Below are 22,164 nucleotides of genomic sequence, written 5' to 3' on the forward strand. Positions count from 1 at the left end.
ACTCTGCGACCTCGACCGTGCTCGAGGTCAAGGTGGTTCGAGGAGCAGTGGATCGTGTCCGCCGTCCGCGGGCCGTCCCCCGCGGCCTCCGGCGGACCCTCGCCGGGCCCCTGCCGATCGGAGGGAGATACCCCGCCGGGTGGCTGGACCTGCGGATCCGTGCGCGACCGGGGCCCTTGCGCGCTCTAGGGTCGTGTCGGCAGGACGGGACGGCGAGGACGAGAGCGAGGGCACGTGATCCGGGTTGTGGTGGTGGACGACGAGGCACTGGTCCGGTCGGGGTTCGGGCTCATCCTGGGCGCGTCGGACGACATCGAGGTCGTCGCGACGGCGAGCGGGAGCGGGGCCGTGGAGACCGTACGGCGGGAGCGGCCCGACGTGGTGCTGCTGGACATCCGGATGCCGGACGTCGACGGGCTCACCGTGCTGCGTGAGCTGCGGACGATGCCGGACGCTCCGGTCGTGGCGATGCTGACGACGTTCGACGCCGACGAGTACATCCTCACCGCGCTGCACTCCGGCGCGGCCGGTTTCCTGCTCAAGGACACCGAGCCGGACCAACTGGCCCACCTGGTACGCACCCTGGCCGCGGGCGGCGTGGTGCTGTCGCCCAAGGCCTCGCGGACCCTGCTGCACAGCCACTCCGGCAGCGCGTCGGCCGTCGACGAGGACGCGACCCGGGTCCGCCTGCTCACCTCGCGCGAGCGCGACGTCCTCGTCCTCGTCGCCGAGGGACTGTCCAACGCCGACATCGGGGCCCGCATCCATCTCGGCGCCGGCACGGTCAAGGACCATGTCAGTGCGATCCTCACCAAGCTGCGGGTCACCAGCCGGGTACAGGCGGCCCTGCTGGCACAGCGCGCCGGGCTCCTGGACGAGGGCAGGCGGCCGGAGGCCGGCCGATGAGCCGGGCGCGCGCGCTGTGGGAGCGGGTGCCCGCGCCGGCCGTGGACGTCGCCCTGGCCGTCGTGGCCGCCGTCGACGTGTGGCTGAACCTGTGGGACAAGTCGCGGACGGGAATCGCCCTGGCCGCGCTCGGGTGTGCCGCGCTGGTCCTCCGGCGCAGGTTCCCGCTCGCCGTCCTCCTGCTCACCCTGCCGATCGCCCTCACCCAGGAGGTCGCCCTCGCGCCCCTGCTGGCCCTCTACAGCGTCGCCGAACGGTCCCGCGACCGGCGGCTCCTCGCGGGATGCGTCGCTCTGGTCGCCGCCACGAGCAGCACGCCCTGGCCGCCCGCCGGACTCGCCGAGGTCGGCCGGACGATGACGCTGATCATCCTCGTGTACAACCTGGCCCTGGCCGTCGTCCCGGCCCTCGTCGGCCAACTCGTCCAGGCGCACCGGGATCTGGCCCGTCGGCTGGCCGAGGTCGAGGAGGCCAGGGAGCAGGAGCGCGCTCTGCACGCCCAGGCCGCGCTCGCCCACGAGCGCACCCGGCTCGCCCGCGAGATGCACGACGTGGTGTCCCACCAGGTCAGCCTCATCGCCGTACAGGCCGGGGCCCTTCAGGTCTCCACCGGGGACACGGACACCAGAGAGGCCGCCCGTACGATCCGTTCGCTGAGCGTCACCACGCTCGACGAACTGCGCACCATGGTCACCCTGCTGCGCGCCTCCGGCGGTCACGCCACCGAGCTGACGCCTCAGCCCACGCTCGCCGACCTGCACGCTCTGGTCGGATCGAGCGGTATCGAGGCGCGGTTGACCGGTGAACTCCCGCCCGGCGTGGGCACGCCCGCCCAACGGGCCCTCTACCGCACGGTCCAGGAGGCGCTGACCAACGTCCGCAAGCACGCCCCCGGCGCGACCGCCGTCGTCGAGCTGTGGCACGACGGCGACCATGTCGGAGTGACCGTCACCAACTCCCCGCCGACCAGGCCCTCCCTGGTTCTCCCCGGCTCCCGGCTCGGTCTGGTCGGCCTGCGGGAACGTGCCGACATCCTGCGCGGAACCCTGGAGTCGGGGCCGGCCCGGGAGGGCGGCTACCGCTTGCGGCTGCGCGTCCCCCTCGGCACGGACTGAGGCACCGCGGCCGGCCGGACCGATCGGCGCGTAACCTCACGACCCCGGGTAAAACGTCAACGGCCCATGGCGGCAGCTGTGTTGGGGGTAGCTTCGTCGGCATGAGCAACGACATCCGCATCGACCGTGCCCCGTCCGCCGGGGGCGGCATCCAGATCACGGTCAGCCTCTCCCCCGCCGTTCTGGCCAAGCTCCAGCAGGACGGCTCCTGGACGGAGTCCATCAAGGAGGGCCAGGTCACCGGCGACGGACCGGCCATCACCCAGATCGAGTTCAAGGTCGCGTAGGGCTGCCCCGAGCCGTCACGCGGGGCCGCGGGCGGCGCTGCCGGCGCCGGGCGGGTCGGACAGGGCGACGCGGGCCGTGATGCGCTTGCCGACCGACGCCTGCTCGACGAACAGGTCCTCGGTGACGGCCTTGACGATCTCCAGACCGTGCTGGCCGACCCGGTCCGGGTCGGCGGCACGGGCCGAGGGGACGGTGGGGTCGCTGTCCCACACCACGATCTCGACGCTGTCGGCCGTGATGCGCAGTTCCATCAGGACGGGCCCGGGGGCGTACTTACGGGCGTTGGTGACCAGCTCGCTGACGACCAGTTGGGTGATGTCCCGCGCGCGGGCGCTCACGGGCAGGTGGCGGTCGCTACGGGCCCGGTCGAGGAAGACGACCGCGTGGTGGCGGGCGTCGGCGATGCAGGCGTCGTCCCCGTCCAGGGCGAATCCGGCGCGCAGCAGCGGACCGTCCGGCTCGGTCGAGCCGTCACCATCGGCATAGGACCCCACGAGCCTCGCCCTCATTCCCCGTACCCACGCACGCCAGTACCCGCCATACCGTCACTTATGCCACCGAGGCGCCGCTCGACACAGCCTGCCCGGGTGTGTCCGGCCCGGGCAGTGGGGCAGAATCATCCGTGCATGCCCTGCCCCGGGGCCAGCCTAAGCGAGTCGAGGAGACGGTGACCGCCATCGAGAACGCGGACCGGCCAGGCCGGCTCTCCTTCGCACACCATGTGGTCGACGACATCCGGGTCGTGACCATGCGAGGTGAGATCGACCACGACGTCAAGGATCTCTTCGAGGAGGCCCTGCTGACCGGGGGCGTCGCAGCGCCGCCTCCGCGGATCGTGGTGGACCTCGGCGGTGTGACCTTCATGGACTCCAGCGGCATCAACGTCCTCGTCGCCGCGCACCGTCGAGTGAGCGGCGAGCGGGGCTGGCTGCGTATCGCCGCCGCCCAGGAGTCGGTGCTGCGGGTACTGCAACTGGTCGGCGTCGACACCTTCATTCCCTGTCACCCCACCGTCGAGCAGGCCCTGTCCGGCTGATCCGTGGCGCTCATCGGTCGCTGAGGTCGCCGGCGGTGGACGTCGGTTCCCGTGGGTCACGTCGGCCGCGACCGGCCGGGAGGGGTCATGGCCCAGCGGATGGTCCGGGTCAGGACCTGGCCGGTGGGGCGAACGGCGAGGTTCTCGACGACCGGTACCCGGGGCAGCCGGAGCATCCGGCCGGCCCAGGGCGGCAGGAGCGCGACGGCGTTCGCGGCCAGCCCGCCGTAGAAGGGCCGTACGGCCAGGGGCAGGGGAGGCCGGAACAGCAGGAAGCGGGCGGCGGCCAGGGCCTCGGAGGTGGCCCTCAGCTCGTGCCGGTAGGCGGCCAGCCGTTCCGCCAGTTCGCGGCGGTCGCGTGGCGGGTCGCTCACCCCCAGCGCGGCGGCGACGCGGGCGGTGTCCGCCACGTAGGCGTCGTAGGCGTCGGCGTCCAGCGGGCGGGCCCCGAAGCGTTCGTGGGCGCGCAGGAAGCTGTCCGTCTCGGCGGCGTGCACCCAGCCGAGCAGATGCGGATCGGCCGCGTGGTAGGGCACCCCCTCGGCGGTGGTCCCGCGGATCCGCTCGTGGATGCCCCGCACCTGGTCGACCGCCTGCCGGGCGTCCGCCGCGGTCCCGTAGGTGGTGACGGCGAGGAAGGTGCTGGTGCGCTGCAGCCGGCCCCAGGGGTCGCCCCGGTAGCCGGAGTGTCCGGCCACCGCCGCCATGGCGAGCGGATGCAGGGACTGCAGCAGCAGTGCGCTCAGCCCGCCGATGAACATCGAGGCGTCGCCGTGCACGGTACGGATGGGGCGGTCGGGGCCGAACCAGCGCGGGCCGGGGGTGTCATGGATGCGGGCGCGGGTGGCGGGCCCGTCGGGCCCGGCGACGCGGCGGAACAGGGCCTGGCCCAGCTGCGCACGGACGGTGGTCATCACGGTCGGCCTCCCCTCTCCTGTGTCCAGTGTCCGCGATCCCGGCCGCCGCCGATTCGGCGGCGGCACGGTGGCGGAACGGGTCGGCGGCACGGTGGCGGCACGGACACGGCCTAGCGACCGGCCGGTGGTCCCGGGTCCGGCTGTCCCTTCGCGCGGGCCGGGGCGGGCAGAACCGCGTCGGGGTGGTCGGCGACGTAGGCCCGCAGCACCGAGGCGAAGTCCGGGTCGGGAGCCAGCCCGAGCGCGGCGGCGCGCGTGGGGTCGAAGGCGGAGGGCCAGGAGCCCACGATGGCCTCGACCGCGGGATCGGGTCTGATCGTCACCAGATCGGCGACGGCGTCGCCGGCCTCCTTCCGCAGCGTGGCCAGCATCTCGGCGACCGACACGGTGAGGGCCGGGAGGTTGACCGGCAGCGCGCCGGCGAGCCGGCCCCTGCCCGCCCCGCGCTCCGCCCGGGCGATGCGCAGGAGCGCCTCGACGGTGCGCCCCGGCGAGGCCAGGGCCACGGTCAGGTCGGGGCGGACGGGGCAGACGGCGGCGCGGCCCGCGAGGGGCTCGCGGATGATGCCGGACAGGAAGCCCGAAGCGGCCGCGTTCGGCCGGCCCGGCCGCACCACGACGGTCATCAGCCGGGCGACACGACCGTCGACGAACCCGCGGCGGGTGTAGTCCGCGATCAGCTGCTCACAGACGAGTTTCTGGACGCCGTAGCTGGACCGCGGCGTGGGCAGGGTCGCCTCGCTGACGACGGGTGGGAGCGGGAGGGCCGGGTCGGGACCGTAGACCGCGACGCTGCTGGAGAACAGCAGGCACGGCGTCGGCCCGCCGGCGGCCGACTGGGCCCGGGCGGCGTCGAGGAGGGCCCGTGTGGTGTCCACATTGGCGTCCATCCCGAGGTCGAAGTCGGCCTCGCACTCGGCCGAGACGGCGGCGGCGAGGTGGAACACGGCGTCCACCGGCCGTGCGAACACCGCGTCGAGATGGCCGGACAGATCGCCGTGCACGATCTCCACGAGCGGATCGGACACGTACGGATCGGAGACGTACGGATCGGACACGAGCGCATCGGACACGAGCGGATCGGAGACCGGCGGGGCGGACGGACTCGGGGCGGTCACGGGCGGCTGCCCGGTCGGCACGGTCCGGTCGACGAGCACCAGGCTGTCGATCGGTGCCCCTCGAAAGGTCCGGGTGCCGAGCAGCGCGCGGGCGACCTCGCGTCCGAGGAAGCCGAAGCCGCCCGTGACGACGATCCTCATACGGCGTCCTTTCGTGCGATCGGTCGGTCCGGGGGTCTTGTCCGTCCGGGGACGCGACAGGCTGCCCACGGACGCCCGAGGGAACCGGCGGCGCGGGCGGACCGGCGTCCGGGCGGGCCGCGCGAGCGGTCCGGCTCGTGGGAATCCCGGACGTGGTCCACCGTGGACACTCGGAGGTCTTCCCGACCCTTGGAGCACGTACGCCCATGACGCCCCTCCCGTCCGGACCGCCCGACAACGGCCCCGCCGTGACGCGCGCGGAGTTCGACGCCCTCTTCGACCGGCTGCGCAGCTGGGGCCGCTGGACCCCGGCCGATCGCGGTGCCGCCAACCGGATCACCCCGGACCATGTGCGACGGGCTTCCGCCCTGGTGCGGTCCGGGACGGTCGTCCCGATGGCCCTGCCGTGGAACACGGTGCCCGGCCCCGACAACGGCAAGCCCGCTCTGCACCACATGACCGAGCTGGGCGACGTCGAGCCTCCCGAGCCCACCTGCCACAAGGACTTCATCGCCGCGGACTACCACGGCAAAGGGGTCAGCCATCTGGACGCCCTGTCGCACATCGCCTACCGGGGCCTGCTGTACGAGGGGCGGGACGCGCGCGGGTCCGTCGACGCCCGGGGCGCCCGTTTCGGCGCGGTCGACGCGCTCGGCCCGTTGGTGACCCGGGGCGTGCTGCTCGACATGCCCGCCGTGCTAAGCCGCGACTGGCTGGAGCCCGGGACGGCCGTACACGCCGACGACGTCCTGTCGGCCGAGCGGGCCCTGGGTGTGACCGTGGGCGAGGGCGACGCGGTCCTGCTGCGGTCCGGCCGTTTCCGGCGCCGTCGCGAGCTGGGGCCCTGGAACCCCGACGAGGCCGGCGCCGGTCTGCACGTGGATGCCATGCCGTTGCTCGCCGAGCGCGGTGTCGCGCTGCTGGGCGGCGACGGCGACAGCGACGTGCGGCCCTCGCCCGTGGAGGGCGTGTCCTCCCCCGTGCACGCCCTGGCCATCGCCGCCATGGGTGTGCCCCTGCTGGACAACCTCGATCTGGAGGCGCTCTCCGCCGCCTGTGCCGGGGCCGGCCGGTATGCCTTCCTGATGGTCGTGGCCCCGCTGAACGTGCCGGGCGGCACCGGGTCGCCCGTCAACCCGGTGGCCGTGCTGTGACCGGGGCGCGGCGGCCGGCGTGGGCGCCCGCCGCCGGGAATCACTCCCCACCCCCGTTCAGCCGAAGCGCAGGATGCGCGGGGCGAACGTGCCCTCGGGGCCGTCGGCGCGGCCGACCGACCAGACCGTGCCGGTGCCCGGGACCGGCGCCGGCTGCAGCCGCGAGGAGTCGCCCTCGCCGGCCACCGCCGGTTCGTCGTACTCGGTGAACGACTGTCCGTCCCGGGCGAGGAAGTCCGGCCCGGGGACGAACGGCGGCTGACTGCCCGGCGGGCCCCACTTCTGCGAGCGCGCCACCGCGACCCAGCGCAGCGCACCGGAGGAGGCGGGTGTCAGGGCGGTGACCGAGCCGAAGTCGGTGGGCACGGTCACGTGGTTCCACGTCCGTCCGTCGAAGCGGACCAGCAGGGGCGGGATCGGCCGCCCCACCGGGCCGCCGACGAATCCCGCCGTGCCGCCCGCCCACACCTCCGTCGGCGACACCGCGAGCACGCTGCCCACGGCCGACCGCGGGAACCCGTCCACGATGGTCTGCCGCCACGCCTGCCCGTCCCAGTGCGACACGGCGGCGCCCGCGCCCGTCGCGCCCGCGGCCCAGACGTCGTCCGCCGCCAGGATGTGCAGGCCGTACACGGCTCCGGGCGGCACCGGCACGTCCTGCCAGGCGCCGCCGTCCCGGCGCAGCAGCGCCTGTGCGCCGTCGCGGGAACCGATCAGCCAGGTCTCGCCGCCACCGGCCACGACCTTCGTCAGGACGACACCGCGCGGCGGCCGGCTCTCGGACCACGCGGACCCGTCGGACCTGAGCAGGCGGGTGGCGCCCGCCGCGTCGCGCCCGACCGCCCAGACCTCGGCCGGTGAAGTGCCGGCGACGGACAGCAGCTCTCCCTGCCAGCCGATCCCGGGCAGCGCCCGGCGCTGCCACGCGGTTCCGTCCCAGCGCAGCACCAGCGGGAATCCCGGCGCCTCCCGCCCGACGGCGTCGGTCCCCACGGCCCATGCCCGGTCCGGTCCGAAGGCCACGGCCTCGTTCAGCCCGGCCTGGGGGCGTACCTGTGCGGGGACGGGGACGTGGTGCCAGGACTGGGTGTCCGCCGCCGCCGAGGTCATGGGGGCGAGGAGGGTCAGGGCGGCGGCGAGGGCCGCGACCAGCAGTCGGCGGGTCATGGTCGGCCTCCCAGCCGCTCGCTCATCAGGTTCGGTTTCGATCCGTAGATCTCGGCGGTTCCGAAGGACAGCAGCGACGACCCTGCCCTCGCCAGGGCACGTGGTTTGACGTCGATGGCGTTCCGGCGCTCCGGGCCGTACGAGAAGGTGGTGCGTGCGCCGTCCACGCGCGCGTACTTCGACTGGAAGGCGCGGTCGCTGCGCACCGGCAGCCACAGTGCGCCGTCCGGGCCGCGCACCATCGCCTCGGTGGCGGTGTCGCCCAGCGGTGGGCGGGTGGTGCGCCAGACGTGCCGGTCGCCGGTCATCAGGTAGGTGCGCGCCACGCCGTCCGTGTACTGGCTGCCGCCGATCGTGACCCGGCCGGAGGGTTCGAGCAGGACGGTGTGCACATTGCTGTCGGGCGGCAGCGGCACGTCCGCGTCCCGCCAGGCCGTGCCGTCCCAGCGCAGGACGGCGGTCCCGGTGTCGGTGTCGGCCCAGGCCCACGCGTCCGTGGCGGTGCGCGCGGTGATCCCCATCAGGTACCGCACCCCGTCGGGGGCGGTCTGCGCGGTCCAGCCGGAACCGTCGTACCGCAGGATCTTCAGCCCGGTGTCGTCCTCACCGACCACCCACGCGGCACCCGGTACGGCGGTGAAGTCCTGGTAGGTCCACAGGGTGCGCGGCACCGGGAGGACGCTCCACCCTGCCGCCGTCCGGCGCAGGATCTCCCCCTCGCCGGCCCGGGTGCGGAGGATCCACACCTCCCGGCCGACGAAGCGCACCTTGGTGAGCCCGCCCGGCTCACCGGCGCCGGGGAAGGTCGTGTCCCGGTTCCACGCGGTGCCGTCCCATCGGTACAGGACCGGCCGGAGTCCGTCGGCGGCGGTCTCATGGCCGGTCGCCCATGCCTGCCCCGGTCCGCGGGCGGCGAGATCGGTCACGGTCACCGGCGGGGCCGCCGCCGGCACCGCCAGTGCCGTCCAGCTCCTGGGCGTCACGGCCGCGGCCGGTGACACCACCGCCGCGCACACGGCCAGCAGACAGACGACGACCGCACGGAGACCGTTCATGAGACCCCCCAGGACGCGAAGGCCGCACACGCTATTGGCGTGCACCCGCCGCTGAACAGACGTCATCCGGCCGATCGGGGCCGGTCCACGACGGCCCTGCGGCGGGCCTCTCGTCGCGGTGCGCCCGGGCTCGTGACCGCGGCGGTGCGGCTCCGCATCCCGCTCGGGCCCTTCGCGGCCTACTGTCGGAGATGTGAGTGAGGGCAGTGTTGTCACACCGGGTGACGAGTCGTCCTTGGACCAGGTGCTCAGCGGCACGGTGCGAGGGACCGGGGCGCTGGCGGCGGGCGTCTACCTGCTGCCGGCCGCCGACCCGGTGCTGTGCCTGGCAGCGGTGTGCGGGGTGCCGGCGATGGCGGTGGCTCCGTGGCGGCGGGTGGCGGTGTCGGCCGCGGGCCCGCTCTCCGAGGCGGTGCGGGAGGACCACCTGGTCTGGGTGGGCCGGCAGGAGGACATGGCACGCCTGTACCCGAACGCCGCGGCCGGGCTGCCCTACCAGTTCGCCCTGGCCTTCGCCCCTCTGCACGGGGTCAGGCGCTGGGGAGCCCTGGCCCTGGTGTGGCCCAAAAGCCACCCACCCTCACTGACCCGGCGGGAACGCGGGAACATTCTGGCCGGCGCGAGCCGCATCACCCAGGTGCTGGACGAGACGCCCGCCTCCCGCGAGATCCCCGACCAGCCGCGGGCCGTCCCCCTGCACCGGCCCGGCCCGGACCCGGCCCAGAGCGGACTGGCCGCCGCCGACCTGCTGCAGCGGATGCCCGTCGGCGCCCTCGGTTTCGATCTGCAGGGCCGCATCACCTTCCTCAACGACGCCGCCGCGCAGCTGCTCGGCCGACGGGCCGACCGGCTCCTGGGCACCCTGCCGTGGCAGTCCGTGCCCTGGCTCGACGATCCACTCCACGAGGACCACTACCGGACCGCCGTCCTCACCCGCGAACCCGTCGCCTACACCGCGCTGCGCCCGCCCGACCACTGGCTCGACATCCGGCTCTACCCCGACGACAGCGGCATCAGCGCCCTCGTCTCGCCCCACCCCCACCCGCCGTCCGGGGACACGACGCCGCCCCGCGTCACCCCGAACCCGGCAGCCTCGCCCGCGGCGACCGGCACCGGACGGGTCCACCAGCTGATCCACCTGGCGGCGGCGCTGAGCCAGACCGTCACCGTGGCCGACGTCGTCAACGTGGTGGCCGACCAGATCCTGCCCGCGTTCGACGCCCAGGGCATGGTGCTGTCCGCCGCCGACGCCGGCCGGCTGCGGATCACCGGGCACCAGGGCTACGACCCGCGCAACGTCGCCCGCCTCGACGGCCTGCCCCTGGACACCGATCTCACCCCCGCCGGACACGTCCTGGACAGCGGCATCCCCGCGTTCTTCGCCGACCCCGCCGAGATGGCCCGCGCCCACCCCCGGGCCGCGGAACTCAGCGGCAAACGGGCCTGGGCGTTCCTGCCCCTGCTGGTCTCCGACCGCCGCGTCGGCTGCTGCGTCCTGTCGTACGACGACCCGCACCCCTTCGGCTCCGGCGACCGCGCGGTCCTCGTGTCACTGGCGGGGCTCATCGCCCAGGCCATGGACCGGGCGCTCCTGTACGACGCCAAGCACGACCTCGCCCACGGTCTGCAGCAGGCCCTGCTCCCGGCGGCGCTGCCGGACTTCCCCGGTCTCGACGTCGCCGCCCGCTATCTGCCGGCCGCGCACGGTATGGGGGTCGGCGGCGACTTCTACGATCTGATCCGGCTGGGCGAGGCGACCGCCGCCGCCGTGATCGGGGACGTCCAGGGGCACAGCATGCACGCCGCTGCCCTGATGGGCCAGGTCCGCACCGCCGTCCACGCCACCGCGGGCGCGCTTCCCGGCGAGGTCCTGGCCCGCACCAACCGCGTACTGACGGACCTGGAGACCGATCTCTTCGTCTCGTGCCTCTACCTGCACATCGACCTCGCCGGGGGGCGTCTGCACCTGGCCAGTGCGGGACATCCGCCCCCGCTCCTGCGTGAGCCCACGCCCGTACCGCGAACCCTCGCGCTCACGGTGGAGCCGGGTCCGCTGCTGGGCATCGGTACGGGTGCGGAGGCCGACTATCCGGTCACCACCCTTCCGCTTCCCCCGGGAGGGCTCCTCGCGCTCTACACCGACGGCCTGGTGGAAACCCCCGGCACCGACATCACCGACTCCATCGCGGCCCTCGCCCGGCGGATCACGGCTGACGGCGACCGGCCCCTCGACGACCTAGCCGAGAGCCTCCTGGAGCACGGCGGAGCGCACCACGCACGTACCGACGACGTCGCCCTGCTCCTGCTGCGCAGCCGGTAGGCGGCCGTTCGCCCGCGCCTCGGCCTCCGGCGGACGGGTGTAGGGCGCATCGGGTACGGCCGGGTCTGGTGTTCGCCGGATTTTGGGGGTAGACGGCCGGTGTACCGATCAAGGCTCAGGAAGCGGGCGGATCGCATGGACGAGGCTGCCCACGACGACAGCCCCCTGCTGGACGACGGACTGGTCAAGAGCTCGGCGATGTACCACGGTGAGCCCGGCGACATCGCCCGGGGCCGCGCCCTGGCCCGGGCCTTCCTGGGCCGCCTGCAGTCCGTCCTGGGCCTTCCGGTGTCCGCCAGAGCCGTGGGGACCGTTCAGCTGGTCGTCAGCGAACTGCTGACCAACGCCTGCAAGTACGCGCCGGGTCCCTGTCTGCTGGACCTGGAGGTGTCGGGCGGCTCGGTGCGGGTCACCGTCTGGGACAGCGACCCGGTCGTTCCGGTGGCCTCGGCCGCGGAGCCGGGACGGGTCGGGCAGCACGGGCTGGAGATCGTCATCGCGTCGTGCGAGAGCTACGAGGTGCGCCGGGAGCCGGTCGGCAAGAGCACGACCGCCGCGGTCGTCCTCGCGGAGGAGCCGGCGACCGGGGCGGCCGGGCACGCCCCCTAGGGTCACGGGCGGGCGGCCCGCGCCGGGGCCGAGGCGGGGCCCGACGCCCCTCCCCGGCCCCGGGACGACACGTCAGGCGCAGCCCGGCGGATCGTCGTCGGCCGGCACGAACTGCAGTGTCGGCATGCCGGCGGCGTCGAAGTCGGCCGTGTCCGGGCCGATCAGGGTCATATAGCCGGCGATCACGTCCCGCCCCGGCGGGGCCGGCTCCCCCCGGACCTGCTCGACGCCGGGGAAGACGGTGTCGAGCACCCACCAACGGCCCCCGAAGTGCACCCACTTGATCCCGCAGTGCGTATTGATGTCGTACGGGTAGGGGGTCTGCTCCTCGGGCTTGGCGGGGCCCTCCCGCCACGTGCCCTCCTTGACGGTGCGGGCGGGCAGGGTGGGCCCGGCGTACCCCTCGTCACCCGGACGGTCCGACGAGGCGGAGCACCCGGCGAGCGACAGCACGGCGCTCAGGAGCAGGACGGCGGACCGGTGTGATGTCTTCATGCTCCTCCGACGCCGCGGGCCCACGTTCCGTTCGCACCGCGGCCCCGGTTCCGCGCGGCGGGTCAAGGGACCACGGGTGACGCCAGGTGCCAGGCCAGGGAGGTCACTGCCGCGACCATGCAGAGCGCGCCCACGACACGCAGGACAAGGCCGCCCCAGCCGTTCTCCGACCACCCCAGCACGAGCAGCAACGCCATCCACGCCACCGGCAGGCCGAGGAAGACCAGCTGCACGACGAACGACACCCAGTCGACTCCGACCATGATGTGGCCCCCCAGCCCCTGCGCGCGGCACCCTCCGCGCGGGTCCGATGATATGCCCGCGGTACGTCTCCGGCGGCCTAGCCGCGGCCGCCGTCGTCGCCCCGAGGGGCGGTCCAGTGGGGGTCACGGCCGAGGTAGCGCAGGAGATCCGCCACGTCGTCGTCGCCCTGCTCGGGGGCCAGGGCGGCGGCGTACGCGCCGTAGGGGCGCAGCGGCTCGACGATCTCCCTGGCGACCTCGAGGAGCGGGCGGGCCGACTCGGGCGTGAGCGGCGACGGCCGGCCCGTCGCCCGGGCGATGTCCCAGGCGTGGACCGCCGCGTCCAGTCCGCACGCCGCGGACCCGGACCACGGGGACAGGCGGTGCGGCGGCACCGGCACGGGCACCTCGGCGGTGTCCCGGTCGACACCCGCCCACGCCTTCGCCGCGCGTGCCAGGGCGTCCTCCAGCAACACCGCCGGGTCCGCTCCCTCCAACTCGCCCGACGGGGCGAACGGGTCGAAGTCGGGGCCGGGTTCGCCGGTCAGGGCGGCGGCGAAGCCGATCTGGTCGCCGACGGCGTGCTGGAAGACCTGGGTGACGGTCCACTCCCCGCACGGCGTGGGCAGGTCCCAGCCGTCGGCGGGGACGGCGCGGACCGCCGTGCGGAGTGCCTCGTGGGAGGCGTCCAGGACGTCCCAGCCACTGGAGATCGTGCCCTCGCTCATCGTGGAACCCTCCTACCTGGTGCGTGCACCATGCCGATGGTTGTCGTCATGCGTCCACACTCTGTCGTCCGCGGACGGGGATCACCAGGCCATCTCGCCGTGCCGGTCGCGGAAGGTCCCGGTCGGTCCGTCCGCCCCGACGGTGGCGAGTTCGACGATCGCGTCGGTCCCCTCGGTCACCGACTGCGGCCCGCTGTGCCCGTTGAAGTCGGTCGCGGTGTAGCCGGGGTCGGCGGCGTTCACCCTCATGTCCGGCCAGGACTTCGCGTACTGCGTGGTCAGCATGGTCACGGCCGCCTTCGACGCCGTGTAGAGCGGCGCGAGGTTCCTCGACTCGACGCGCCCGGCGTCATGCGTGGCCGTGAACGACCCCATGCCGCTGGAGACGTTGACGATGACGGGGTGCGCGGACTTGCGCAGCAGCGGCAGGAACGCGTGCGTCACCCGGACGATCCCCACGACGTTGACCTCGAACACCTCGGCGGCATCGGCGGCCGTGAGCCGGTCGGCGGGGATGTGCGGGCCGAAGACGCCGGCGTTGTTGACGAGGACGTCGATGCCGCCCTCGCGCGCCTCGATGTCGGCGGCGGCCTCGGCCACCGACGCGTCGTCCGTCACGTCGATCCGGACGAAGCGGGCGCCGAGCGCGTCGGCGGCCGCCCGGCCGCGCTCGGGGTCACGCGCGCCGATGAGGACGGTGTGACCGGTCTCGATCAGGCGGCGGGCGGTCTCGTACCCGAGGGACTTGTTGGCACCTGTGATGAATGTGATCGTCATGCGTCCACTCTGGGTCCGTGTAGAGCGGCCAACCAGTGCCCTGGGTGACGGTAGGACCGCCAGTACCAGGCACGGCGCAGGCCCGGCGGACACAATGGGTGCGTGGACGAGACCCTGGGCACGGCACTGCACCGCTGGCGCGACCGGCTTGCTCCGGCCGATGTCGGACTGACCGCTCGGCCCGGACGGCGTGCGGTGGGGTTGCGCCGTGAGGAACTGGCCGAACTCGCCGGACTGTCGGTCGACTACGTGATCCGCCTGGAGCAGGGCCGAGCCGGCAACCCCTCGGCGCAGGTCGTCGCGAGCCTGACCAGGGCACTGCAGCTGCAGCCCACGGAGCGCGATCACGCCTATCGGCTGGCCGGCCTTCTGCCTCCCCAGGAGGGAACGGTCTCCACGCATGTTCCGGCCGGGGTCCAGCGGATGCTGGCCCGTCTCGGCGAGTTCCCCGTGGGCGTGTTCAGCGCCGACTGGACCCTGCTGTCCTGGACCCCGGCGTGGTCGGTGCTGATGGGCGATCCCGGCGCACGGACCCACCGCGAGCGCAACCTGACACGGTCGGTCTTCGCCACCGGGGCCGGGCGGCTCGCGTCCTGGCCCGTGCTCCAGGACGACGACGCACTCAAACCAGCCCTCGTCGCCGACCTGCGCACGGCTCTCGTCGACCACCCGCACGACCGCGACCTGGCCGACCTCGTGGTGGAACTGCGCTCCACCAGCGCGGAGTTCGCCCGCCTGTGGGAGGAGGGCAGGGCCGGCCCGCACGTCTCGGCCCGCAAGACCGTCGTCCACCCCGAGGTCGGAGAGGTGATCTGCGACTGCGACGTGCTCACCGTCCCGGGCTGCGACATCCGACTCGTCGTCTACACGGTGGCGGCGGGTTCCCCCGACGCGGAGAAGCTGGAGTTCCTCCGGGTCACGAACGGCGCCCGCGCCGACGGCACCGCGTCCTCCGGACCCGGCCTCCTCTCCACACCGTGACCATCGGCCCGGCCGGACAGCAGGCGTTCCGCGCGGCCGGCGCTCCCAGCGACCGAGGGCCTGCCCGTCAGGGCCGGGTCGGCCTCACCTTCTTCTCCGTGCCGTTCACCCGCACGGTGACCTTCTTCTTCCGGTCCGGTGCCCGGTCCGCGACGATCTCGTACGACGTGACCTTGCCGTCGCGCCACTCGCAGCGGACCTCGTAGCCGCCGCGTGCGCGGAGCCCGGTGAAGGAACCCTTCGCCTTCCAGTCGTCGGGGAGGGCGGGCAGCAGGTCGATGACCCCGTCGTGGCTCTGCAGGAGCATCTCGGCCACGGCGCCGGAGATGCCGAAGTTGCCGTCCATCTGGAAGGGCGGGTGGTTGCAGAACAGGTTGGGCAGCGTGTTGTAGGTCAGCAGCCCGCGCAGCATGACCTGGGCGCGCTGTCCGTCGCCGAGGCGGGCGAAGAGGGCCGCCCGCCAGGGCCAGGTCCATGAGCGGCGGCTGTCGCCCGACACCGTCGCGGCCGTGAACGGGACGCCGTCCTTCTCCCCGCACCGGGCTTTGAGCGAGACCAGCGCGGCGGCCGCGAAGTCGCGCTCCTTCGGGGTGATCTGACGGCCCGGGTAGACCGCGAAGAGGTGCGAGGTGTGGCGGTGGATGTCGGTGGGGCTGTCGATGTCCTCCTGCCACTCCTGCAACTGGCCCCACTTGCCGATCTTGTTGGGTGCGAGGCGCTCCTGCATGTCGGCGACCTTGGCCCGGTAGGCGGGGTCCGCGTCCAGGACCGCCTCGCAGTCGAGGTAGTTCTGGAACAGGTCCCAGATGATCTGCTGGTCGTACATGACGCCGTCCTCGCGCGGCCCGTGCTCGGGTGACCAGCCGTCCGGCGCGACGAGGAGTCCGTCCGCGCGCTCCTTGAGGTGGTCCTCCCAGAACTCGCAGATCTCCTTGATCATCGGATGGGCGACGGTGCGCAGGTAGTCCATGTCCTGGGTGAACGCCCAGTGCTCGTAGAGATGTTGGGCGTACCAGGCGCTGGCGACGGTGTTCCACTCCCAGGCGTTGCCGCCGAAGATGCTCTGGCTGGTGCGGGCGGTCCAGCCGCGGGTGCGGGCGCCGAAGGCGTTGCGGGTCGCCACGCGGCTGGGCACCGCCACCTGCTCGATGAAGGCGACGAGCGCCTTGTGGCACTCCGACAGGTTCGTCGTCTCCGCCCCCCAGTAGTTCATCTGGATGTTGATGTTGGTGTGGTAGTCGGATGCCCACGCCGGCTGGTTGCTGTCGTTCCACAGGCCCTGGAGGTTGGCGGGCAGGCCGTCGGGGCGGGAGGAGCTGATGAGCAGGTAGCGGCCGTAGTCGAACATGGCCTGTTCGAGCGTCGGGTCCGCCTTGCCCGCCGCGTAGCGGGCCAGCCGGGCGGCGGTCGGCAGGGCCATGACGCCGGCGTCCGAGGTGCCCCAGTCGACCGAGACGCGGTTCATCAGGGCGCGTGTCCGCGAGATGTGCCGGTCGCGCAGCCGGGCGTAGGGCCGGGCCGCCGCCTTGGCGAGCGCCCGGTCGACGGCCGCCCGCGGATCGCCGCCGCGCCATCCGGCCGCGGCGTCGAGCCTGTAGTCGGTACGGGCGTCGAGGAGCAGCGTCAGTGTGGTGCAGTCGCTGAACCGGAGCGTCGAGCCGTCGACGTCGAAGTCGCCGTCGGTGTCCACGACCCGGACGGTGCAGGCGTGCTTGAGGCCGTTGCCCATGACGCCGGCGAAGGAGATCCGCCGGGCGTCGGCGTCGACGGAGGTCGGGGCCCGGTCCTGGCCGGACGTCAGGGCGATCGCTCCGGAGAGTCCGCGGGGGCTGTCCGAGGTGTAGCGGAAGACCATGACGTCCGCCGAGCGGACGGCGAACGCCTCGCGCAGGACGCGCCGTCCGGGCGGGCCGAAACGGGTGACGTGCAGGCCCTTGACGAAGTCGAGACCGCGCTCGTAGTCGACGACCGTCCGTTGCGCGCGCGTGTCGAAGTCCGCGCCCGTCAGCGCGATCTCCGCGATCTGGAGACCGGTCGCGGAGGCGCCGGAGGCGAGGGTGAGCCGGTAGACGCGGTAGGCCGTGCTGTTGCCGATCCGGAAGGTCCGCCTCTCCCCGCGGCCGCCGAAGGGCTCCTGGGGGTTCTGTGTGTCGAGGGTCGTCCACGCGTGCCCGTCCTGCGACGCCTCCAGGTGCCACCGCCGGGGGTCCTCCTGGGGCCGGTCGGGGGCCGAGGTGAGGGTGTACGCGGTGACGACGGCGGCACGGGTCAGGTCGGCCTGCCAGACGACGGCCGGTGCGGGGGAGCCGACGCGCCAGACGGTGGCCGGATCACCGTCCACCGAGCGCGAGATGTCCGTGGCACGGGCACCCGCCCCGGTTCCGGCCCCGGCTCCTGCGGAGTGGCCGCTCGGCGACGACAGGTAGGTCGCGCCGGCACCGCCCAGGTCGACTCCGGCGAGGCCGATCTCGCTCACCTGGAAGTGGCTGACGCCGGCCTTGGGGACGAAGTCGAACCGGTAGAAGCGGTAGGCGGCGCTGTCTGTGCAGGTGAACTCCTTCGTCTGGAAACGGTTCTCGAAGGGCGCGTCCAGGGTGCGGCGGTCCAGCGGGGTCCAGGTGTCACCGTCGGCGGAACCCGAGAAGGTCCATTCCTGGGGGTCGCGCTGCGGAACGTCGTTGGCGCTGGTCAGCCGGTACGAGGCGACCGCGACGGGGTCGGGCAGCTCGACCTGCCAGCGCACCTTCGCACCGGGCCCGTCGATGCACCACTTGGTGGCCGGGGCACCGTCGCAGGTCTTGTCGACGCCTTCCGACGGGGAGCTGTTGTACGGGCCGCCGGGGGCCGTGACCTTGGGACGCGGGCGGGAGGCGAAGGTGACGACGAGGTCACCGAAGTTCCGGTAGGAACCGAAGCCGTTCATGCCGGTGTCGAAGTCGCTGTCCGGTTTGCCGGCGAGGGCGTTGTCGTAGTTGTTGACCCCTCCCCACAGACTCTGCTCGTTGAACTGGATGCGTTCCTCGTCGGGATCGCCGAAGAGCATGGCGCCGAGCCGGCCGTTGCCGATCGGCAGTGCCTGCGACTGCCAGTCCGTGGCGGGGACCCGGTAGGTCAGCGCCTTGCGGGAGAGGGTCGGCCACGGGGCGGGCGCCGAGGCGTCGGCCCCGGCGGCGACGGCTGGGTCCACGGGGGTGCCTCCGGTCAGCTGGGTGATCAACGGCGCGAAGGCGAGGGCGCCGCCGAACTTGAGGATGCTCCGTCGCTGCGGTTCGGATTCATTGATCACAGTAAGATCTCCCAGCCCATTCATCGGCTCTTTCGTGCGGAAATGCCAGCCACATCGGCCTCCGCCGTGGGCGCGATCATCGTCTCCGGTCGATAGATCGGATGTCTAGAGGAAGGTGGCAGCTAATCCCCGAGGCCGTCGCCGCGGGCGTGACCCGGCCGGGCCGAGACCGGCCCCCTGCCTCCACGGCCGTACCCCATGCACGGGCCCTCGCCGCCGACGGCTCCGACGGGACGTCAACTCGAAGGCAGATCAGGCCAGTTGCACAGCCCAGAGAGGCGCTGTGCGGTACGGCGGAGGCATGCCGCGGTCCTTCCCGCACACGGAACCGATCCCTCCGCCGTCCCGGAGGCGGGGGCCGCCCTCCCCCGCCTTCCCGGCGGCGGCGAAACCTGTCGGTAAAGGCAACTATGCTCCCGCCCATGAACGAGGACGACAGAGGGCCCGAAAGACGAGTCGTCGACGGGCGCTTCGAGTTGGAGACCCGCCTCGGCGGCGGTGGGATGGGGACGGTCTGGCGGGCCAGGGACCTGGTGCTGCACAGGCTCGTGGCCGTCAAGGAGGTCCGCCCGCCCGACCGGGACCTCGCGGAGTACGACCCCGAGGGCGCCCGGCTGCTGCGCGAACGTGTCCTGCGCGAGGCCCGCGCCCTGGCCCGCATCGACCATCCGAACGTCGTCACCATCCACCACATAGTCGACGGCGGTGAGGGCACCTACCCGTGGATCGTGATGGAGATGGTCAGCGGTGGCTCGCTGGCGGACCGGCTTGCCGAGGGCCCGATGGCGCCGGCGGAGGCGACCCGGATCGGCCGGCAGGTGCTGGCCGCGCTCACCGCCGCGCACGACGCCGGCATCCAGCACCGGGACGTCAAGCCCGCCAATGTGCTCATGCGCCCCGACGGGCGTCCCGTCCTCACCGACTTCGGTATCGCCGCGATCCGTGAGACGAGCGGTCTCACCGCCACCGGCTCCGTCATCGGCACCCCCGACTTCATGGCACCGGAACGCATCTCCGGGCACGAGGGCGGCTCCGCCTCCGACCTGTGGTCCCTGGCGATGATGCTCTACACCGCGGTGGAGGGCCACCACCCGCTGCGCCGGGGCAGCACATTGGCCACCCTCGCCGCGGTCCTCAACGACGACGTGGTGCCTCCGGTGCGCGCCGGCGCCCTGGGCGACGTCCTGATGAGCGTCCTCGTACGGGATCCGGCAGCACGCCCGTCGGCCGCGGTGTTCGACCAGCGGCTCGCCGAGATCGAGGCCGGGCCGGCTTCCGCCGGGGCCGCCCTGTCCGAGCCCACGTCCTTTCCGCTGACCCCGCCGACGCCCGCCACCGCCCCGGTGTCTCCGTATTCGGGCGGCTTCACCTCGCCGGGCGCGTTCACCCCCTCCGACGCCGCTCCGACGCCCCCGGTCGGGCTCGGCAAGAGCGCCGGCGACCCGGCGCGGGCCACGACCGCCGGTTTCGGCCCGCCGCCGTCGCCGTACCAGCCGTCCGCGGGGTATCTCCCGCACCAGCGGGTGACCGCGCCCGTGGGGCCGCCCCGTCCGCGCGGACGGCGTACGGGCTTCGTGCTGAGCATGACCGGAGTCTCCCTCGCCGGTGCCCTGCTCCTGCTGTGGTGGCTGCTGCCCCACGGGGACGACGGCGACTCGGACGCGAAGGGCTCGCCCACCGGCTCCCCGACCGCGTCGGGCACCAGGTCGACCCCCAAGTCGACCTCCTCACCGGCCGACGCCGACCCCACGGCGGAGCGGACGAAGGACACCACGGAGCCCGGCGACATGCTGACTCCGGACGGCATCCGCACCGCGATCAAGGCGTTCAAGGAGGAGACCGGCCGCACCACCTTCGGCGACTTCTCCGTCTACCCGGACTTCGTGTCGGCCCAGCTGATGGTCAAGGGCAGTGACAAGAAGTACGACTCGTACACCTACCGTCCGGGGCAGGGCGTCGAGAAGGGCATCATCAAGGGCACCTTGTCCGGCGGTGAACAGCCCGTCGACCTCGACGACTTCGACTGGGACAAGGTGCCCGCGCTCCTGAAGGAGGCGGAGAAGAAGCTCAACGTCCCCGACCCGGAGAACCGTTACCTGCTGGTGAGGCAGCCCAACGACATCTTCGACACCCCGGCGGGGATGGCCGTCTACTTCAGCGACGAGTACAGCCAGTCCGGTTACCTGGAGGCCGACCCCAAGGGCAAGGTGACCCGCGTCTACCCCGCGGAGAGCTGACCCGCGCGGCTCCCCCGCGGCCGCGGCACCGAAATCGTCTCGCCCGTGATCACCTCGTCGGGTACGGTCGCCGGGTTGTCCTCCGCCGCCGGAGGCCGTGCGACGCGCGCGGGCGGCCTCCGGCGGCGGTCCTCCGGCTGAGAGAAGGTTTCGTCACATGGCATGTCGTATCAGTGAACTCGTGCTCGGCTGCCGCGAACCAGAGGTGCTGGCGCGGTTCTGGTGCGAGGTCCTGGACTACGTGGTCCTCGACCGCGAGGACGACGGCACGCTGGAGATCGGGCCGCGCGAGGGATTCGGCGGTCCCCAGCCGACGATCATCCTCAGCTACCGGGAGGAGCCGGAGCCGGGCAAGTCGCGGCTGCACATCGACGTCAACGCCACCGACCGTGACCAGGACGCCGAACTCGAACGGCTGCTGAAGCTCGGTGCGCGCCCGGCCGACATCGGACAGACCGGCGACGAGCAGTGGCACGTCCTGACCGACCCCGAGGGCAATGAGTTCTGCCTGCTCAAGGCGCGCCTCAACCCGCTCTGACGGACGGCCGCTCAGGGCCGCCGGCCGGCGCCGCCCGGGGTGAGGGCCGGCCGGGTGTCCGCCTGCTGCAGTTCCGCCAGCAGTTCGCGCTGACCGGCGAGCAGTTCGGTCAGGATGCGGCGGGCCGCGCGCAGCAGGTCGGCCACGTCGCCGCCGGCGAGTGCGTAGCTGACGGTGGAGCCCTCGCGGATGGAGATCACGATCCCCGAGCGGCGCAGTACCGCCAACTGCTGGGAGAGGCTGGACGGTTCGATGTCGATCTCGTTCAGCAGGTCGCGTACGGCGAGGGGGCCGCCCTGCAGCAGTTCCAGGACCCGGATGCGGACCGGGTGCCCGAGCATGCGGAAGAACTCGGCCTTGGCCTGGTAGAGGGGGACCTGCATGAGATTCGCTCACTCCCTGGCGCGTGACGGGTTCATCCCGGGCGCGGTGGCCCGTGGGCGCCACCGCGTTGTCGGCAGTGCGGAAGACGTGGTGCGGTCCATCCTCGTGGATCCGGCGCCGCACACCCAGGGGATTGACCTGATCTGGATATGCCCAGTTGAAGAAGTCTTCAAGTCATGGGCGTGCGGCGCCGCGCATCACGGAGGTGTCTACACGTCGAGTTCGGCCCCGATGCGCCTGAGCTGATGGCGGGCCATCGCCAGGTTCGACTTCCCCCGGTCGAGCACGAGGTAGAGGAACAGCCCGTTGCCTCCGCGGCCCTTGAGCGGCTGGATGATGTGGTACTGGCTGCCGAGGGTGATCAGCATGTCCTCGATCGCACCCGTGAGTCCGAGGTGCTCCATCGTGCGGGTCTTGGCGCGGATCACGTCCGTGTTGCCCGCCGCCGCGATCGTCAGGTCGAGGTCCTTGCCTCCCCCCAGCGTGCCCAGCGCCATACCACTGGTGTAGTCGACCAGCGCGGTCCCCAATGCGCCCTCGATCGACGTCATGATCTCCTTCAGGGAAATCTCGGCATTGCTCATGACAGCGTCTCCTCTGGTCGATGCGCGGCTCGGGCGTCACCCTTGCGCCGCCGGGTGCAAGGACCCTACGAAGACCTGCCGACCGA

General features: G+C 72.9%; 22 protein-coding genes. 10 read left to right on the forward strand and 12 right to left on the reverse strand.

The features are described 5' to 3' along the window. The first annotated feature begins 246 nt into the window (after positions 1–246). The 3 genes from SCAB_RS02585 (at position 247) to SCAB_RS02595 (ending at position 2,308) form a co-directional block, all read left to right on the forward strand. Positions 247–906, forward strand: coding sequence for a response regulator (locus SCAB_RS02585; RefSeq protein WP_012998492.1), 660 nt, complete (start codon positions 247–249; stop codon positions 904–906). Next, positions 903–2,021, forward strand: coding sequence for a sensor histidine kinase (locus SCAB_RS02590; RefSeq protein ID WP_012998493.1), 1,119 nt, complete (start codon positions 903–905; stop codon positions 2,019–2,021). The genes SCAB_RS02585 and SCAB_RS02590 overlap by 4 nt, the downstream gene beginning before the upstream one ends. 101 nt (positions 2,022–2,122) lie before the next feature. Beyond that, complete coding sequence (locus tag SCAB_RS02595) at positions 2,123–2,308, forward strand: hypothetical protein (RefSeq protein WP_012998494.1); 186 nt, start codon at positions 2,123–2,125, stop codon at positions 2,306–2,308. Positions 2,309–2,323: 15 nt separating this feature from the next. Here the strand turns inward: SCAB_RS02595 and SCAB_RS02600 are convergent, their stop codons facing one another. After that, positions 2,324–2,803, reverse strand: a complete 480-nt coding sequence (locus SCAB_RS02600; RefSeq protein ID WP_012998495.1) for an ATP-binding protein — start codon at positions 2,801–2,803, stop codon at positions 2,324–2,326. Positions 2,804–2,976: 173 nt separating this feature from the next. On the opposite strand from SCAB_RS02600, the gene SCAB_RS02605 reads away from it, so the two are divergent. Further along, positions 2,977–3,345, forward strand: coding sequence for an STAS domain-containing protein (locus tag SCAB_RS02605; RefSeq protein ID WP_012998496.1), 369 nt, complete (start codon positions 2,977–2,979; stop codon positions 3,343–3,345). A 56-nt stretch (positions 3,346–3,401) separates the two neighbouring features. Here SCAB_RS02605 and SCAB_RS02610 read toward each other — a convergent pair whose 3' ends face one another. Together SCAB_RS02610 and SCAB_RS02615 are read right to left on the reverse strand one after the other, a co-directional pair. Beyond that, positions 3,402–4,259 carry an oxygenase MpaB family protein gene (locus tag SCAB_RS02610; RefSeq protein WP_037724920.1) on the reverse strand — a complete coding sequence of 286 codons (858 nt, stop codon included), beginning with the start codon at positions 4,257–4,259 and terminating at the stop codon, positions 3,402–3,404. Between the two features lie 113 nt (positions 4,260–4,372). Next, a complete protein-coding gene (locus SCAB_RS02615; protein ID WP_012998498.1) occupies positions 4,373–5,521 on the reverse strand; it encodes an NAD-dependent epimerase/dehydratase family protein in 1,149 nt (382 codons plus the stop codon). 206 nt (positions 5,522–5,727) lie between these two features. On the opposite strand from SCAB_RS02615, the gene SCAB_RS02620 reads away from it, so the two are divergent. Beyond that, positions 5,728–6,675: a cyclase family protein gene (locus tag SCAB_RS02620; RefSeq protein ID WP_012998499.1), complete on the forward strand. Its 948-nt coding sequence runs from the start codon at positions 5,728–5,730 to the stop codon at positions 6,673–6,675. Between the two features lie 57 nt (positions 6,676–6,732). Here the strand turns inward: SCAB_RS02620 and SCAB_RS02625 are convergent, their stop codons facing one another. Together SCAB_RS02625 and SCAB_RS02630 are read right to left on the reverse strand one after the other, a co-directional pair. Continuing rightward, positions 6,733–7,842 carry a hypothetical protein gene (locus tag SCAB_RS02625; protein WP_012998500.1) on the reverse strand — a complete coding sequence of 370 codons (1,110 nt, stop codon included), beginning with the start codon at positions 7,840–7,842 and terminating at the stop codon, positions 6,733–6,735. After that, positions 7,839–8,897 (reverse strand): hypothetical protein, encoded by a 1,059-nt coding sequence (locus SCAB_RS02630; RefSeq protein WP_012998501.1) that lies wholly within the window; start codon positions 8,895–8,897, stop codon positions 7,839–7,841. Before SCAB_RS02630 ends, SCAB_RS02625 begins: the two co-directional genes overlap by 4 nt. 193 nt (positions 8,898–9,090) lie before the next feature. On the opposite strand from SCAB_RS02630, the gene SCAB_RS02635 reads away from it, so the two are divergent. Beyond that, positions 9,091–11,217 carry a SpoIIE family protein phosphatase gene (locus SCAB_RS02635; RefSeq protein WP_231884888.1) on the forward strand — a complete coding sequence of 709 codons (2,127 nt, stop codon included), beginning with the start codon at positions 9,091–9,093 and terminating at the stop codon, positions 11,215–11,217. Positions 11,218–11,352: 135 nt separating this feature from the next. Next, positions 11,353–11,826 (forward strand): ATP-binding protein, encoded by a 474-nt coding sequence (locus tag SCAB_RS02640; RefSeq protein ID WP_012998503.1) that lies wholly within the window; start codon positions 11,353–11,355, stop codon positions 11,824–11,826. 72 nt (positions 11,827–11,898) lie between these two features. Here SCAB_RS02640 and SCAB_RS02645 read toward each other — a convergent pair whose 3' ends face one another. The 4 genes from SCAB_RS02645 to SCAB_RS02660 all read right to left on the reverse strand — a co-directional run bounded on the left by SCAB_RS02645 (position 11,899) and on the right by SCAB_RS02660 (position 14,068). Then, a complete protein-coding gene (locus SCAB_RS02645) occupies positions 11,899–12,321 on the reverse strand; it encodes a hypothetical protein (protein ID WP_012998504.1) in 423 nt (140 codons plus the stop codon). Between the two features lie 62 nt (positions 12,322–12,383). Then, positions 12,384–12,584 (reverse strand): hypothetical protein, encoded by a 201-nt coding sequence (locus SCAB_RS02650; protein WP_012998505.1) that lies wholly within the window; start codon positions 12,582–12,584, stop codon positions 12,384–12,386. Between the two features lie 77 nt (positions 12,585–12,661). Further along, on the reverse strand, positions 12,662–13,291 hold the full coding sequence (locus SCAB_RS02655; RefSeq protein ID WP_012998506.1) for a TIGR03086 family metal-binding protein: 630 nt from the start codon (positions 13,289–13,291) through the stop codon (positions 12,662–12,664). An 81-nt stretch (positions 13,292–13,372) separates the two neighbouring features. Beyond that, positions 13,373–14,068, reverse strand: coding sequence for an SDR family NAD(P)-dependent oxidoreductase (locus SCAB_RS02660; protein WP_012998507.1), 696 nt, complete (start codon positions 14,066–14,068; stop codon positions 13,373–13,375). Between the two features lie 102 nt (positions 14,069–14,170). On the opposite strand from SCAB_RS02660, the gene SCAB_RS02665 reads away from it, so the two are divergent. After that, the gene (locus SCAB_RS02665; protein ID WP_012998508.1) at positions 14,171–15,049 is read left to right on the forward strand and encodes a helix-turn-helix transcriptional regulator; all 879 of its coding nucleotides are present in this window, start codon (positions 14,171–14,173) and stop codon (positions 15,047–15,049) included. Between the two features lie 67 nt (positions 15,050–15,116). Here SCAB_RS02665 and SCAB_RS02670 read toward each other — a convergent pair whose 3' ends face one another. Then, a complete protein-coding gene (locus SCAB_RS02670) occupies positions 15,117–18,335 on the reverse strand; it encodes a glycosyl hydrolase family 95 catalytic domain-containing protein (protein ID WP_012998509.1) in 3,219 nt (1,072 codons plus the stop codon). A 422-nt stretch (positions 18,336–18,757) separates the two neighbouring features. Here SCAB_RS02670 and SCAB_RS02675 point away from each other — a divergent pair, with 422 nt between their 5' ends. Together SCAB_RS02675 and SCAB_RS02680 are read left to right on the forward strand one after the other, a co-directional pair. Then, complete coding sequence (locus SCAB_RS02675) at positions 18,758–20,572, forward strand: serine/threonine-protein kinase (protein ID WP_012998510.1); 1,815 nt, start codon at positions 18,758–18,760, stop codon at positions 20,570–20,572. Positions 20,573–20,729: 157 nt separating this feature from the next. Further along, a complete protein-coding gene (locus tag SCAB_RS02680; RefSeq protein WP_012998511.1) occupies positions 20,730–21,110 on the forward strand; it encodes a VOC family protein in 381 nt (126 codons plus the stop codon). An 11-nt stretch (positions 21,111–21,121) separates the two neighbouring features. Here the strand turns inward: SCAB_RS02680 and SCAB_RS02685 are convergent, their stop codons facing one another. Together SCAB_RS02685 and SCAB_RS02690 are read right to left on the reverse strand one after the other, a co-directional pair. Then, positions 21,122–21,493, reverse strand: coding sequence for an ArsR/SmtB family transcription factor (locus SCAB_RS02685; RefSeq protein ID WP_012998512.1), 372 nt, complete (start codon positions 21,491–21,493; stop codon positions 21,122–21,124). A gap of 210 nt (positions 21,494–21,703) precedes the next feature. Then, positions 21,704–22,078 carry a roadblock/LC7 domain-containing protein gene (locus SCAB_RS02690; protein WP_012998513.1) on the reverse strand — a complete coding sequence of 125 codons (375 nt, stop codon included), beginning with the start codon at positions 22,076–22,078 and terminating at the stop codon, positions 21,704–21,706. Between the last annotated feature and the right edge of the window lie 86 nt (positions 22,079–22,164).

It is taken from the genome of Streptomyces scabiei 87.22 (assembly GCF_000091305.1).
GTDB lineage: Bacteria > Actinomycetota > Actinomycetes > Streptomycetales > Streptomycetaceae > Streptomyces > Streptomyces scabiei.

What these genes read in the sequence shown, in the direction of transcription:
- SCAB_RS02590 (WP_012998493.1), top strand. Translation starts at nt 903, where the DNA reads ATGAGCCGGGCGCGCGCGCTGTGGGAGCGGGTGCCCGCGCCGGCCGTG.
- SCAB_RS02595 (WP_012998494.1), top strand. Translation starts at nt 2,123, where the DNA reads ATGAGCAACGACATCCGCATCGACCGTGCCCCGTCCGCCGGGGGCGGC.
- SCAB_RS02610 (WP_037724920.1), bottom strand. Translation starts at nt 4,259, where the DNA reads ATGACCACCGTCCGTGCGCAGCTGGGCCAGGCCCTGTTCCGCCGCGTC.
- SCAB_RS02615 (WP_012998498.1), bottom strand. Translation starts at nt 5,521, where the DNA reads ATGAGGATCGTCGTCACGGGCGGCTTCGGCTTCCTCGGACGCGAGGTC.
- SCAB_RS02620 (WP_012998499.1), top strand. Translation starts at nt 5,728, where the DNA reads ATGACGCCCCTCCCGTCCGGACCGCCCGACAACGGCCCCGCCGTGACG.
- SCAB_RS02625 (WP_012998500.1), bottom strand. Translation starts at nt 7,842, where the DNA reads ATGACCCGCCGACTGCTGGTCGCGGCCCTCGCCGCCGCCCTGACCCTC.
- SCAB_RS02630 (WP_012998501.1), bottom strand. Translation starts at nt 8,897, where the DNA reads ATGAACGGTCTCCGTGCGGTCGTCGTCTGTCTGCTGGCCGTGTGCGCG.
- SCAB_RS02640 (WP_012998503.1), top strand. Translation starts at nt 11,353, where the DNA reads ATGGACGAGGCTGCCCACGACGACAGCCCCCTGCTGGACGACGGACTG.
- SCAB_RS02645 (WP_012998504.1), bottom strand. Translation starts at nt 12,321, where the DNA reads ATGAAGACATCACACCGGTCCGCCGTCCTGCTCCTGAGCGCCGTGCTG.
- SCAB_RS02650 (WP_012998505.1), bottom strand. Translation starts at nt 12,584, where the DNA reads ATGGTCGGAGTCGACTGGGTGTCGTTCGTCGTGCAGCTGGTCTTCCTC.
- SCAB_RS02655 (WP_012998506.1), bottom strand. Translation starts at nt 13,291, where the DNA reads ATGAGCGAGGGCACGATCTCCAGTGGCTGGGACGTCCTGGACGCCTCC.
- SCAB_RS02660 (WP_012998507.1), bottom strand. Translation starts at nt 14,068, where the DNA reads ATGACGATCACATTCATCACAGGTGCCAACAAGTCCCTCGGGTACGAG.
- SCAB_RS02675 (WP_012998510.1), top strand. Translation starts at nt 18,758, where the DNA reads ATGAACGAGGACGACAGAGGGCCCGAAAGACGAGTCGTCGACGGGCGC.
- SCAB_RS02680 (WP_012998511.1), top strand. Translation starts at nt 20,730, where the DNA reads ATGGCATGTCGTATCAGTGAACTCGTGCTCGGCTGCCGCGAACCAGAG.
- SCAB_RS02685 (WP_012998512.1), bottom strand. Translation starts at nt 21,493, where the DNA reads ATGCAGGTCCCCCTCTACCAGGCCAAGGCCGAGTTCTTCCGCATGCTC.
- SCAB_RS02690 (WP_012998513.1), bottom strand. Translation starts at nt 22,078, where the DNA reads ATGAGCAATGCCGAGATTTCCCTGAAGGAGATCATGACGTCGATCGAG.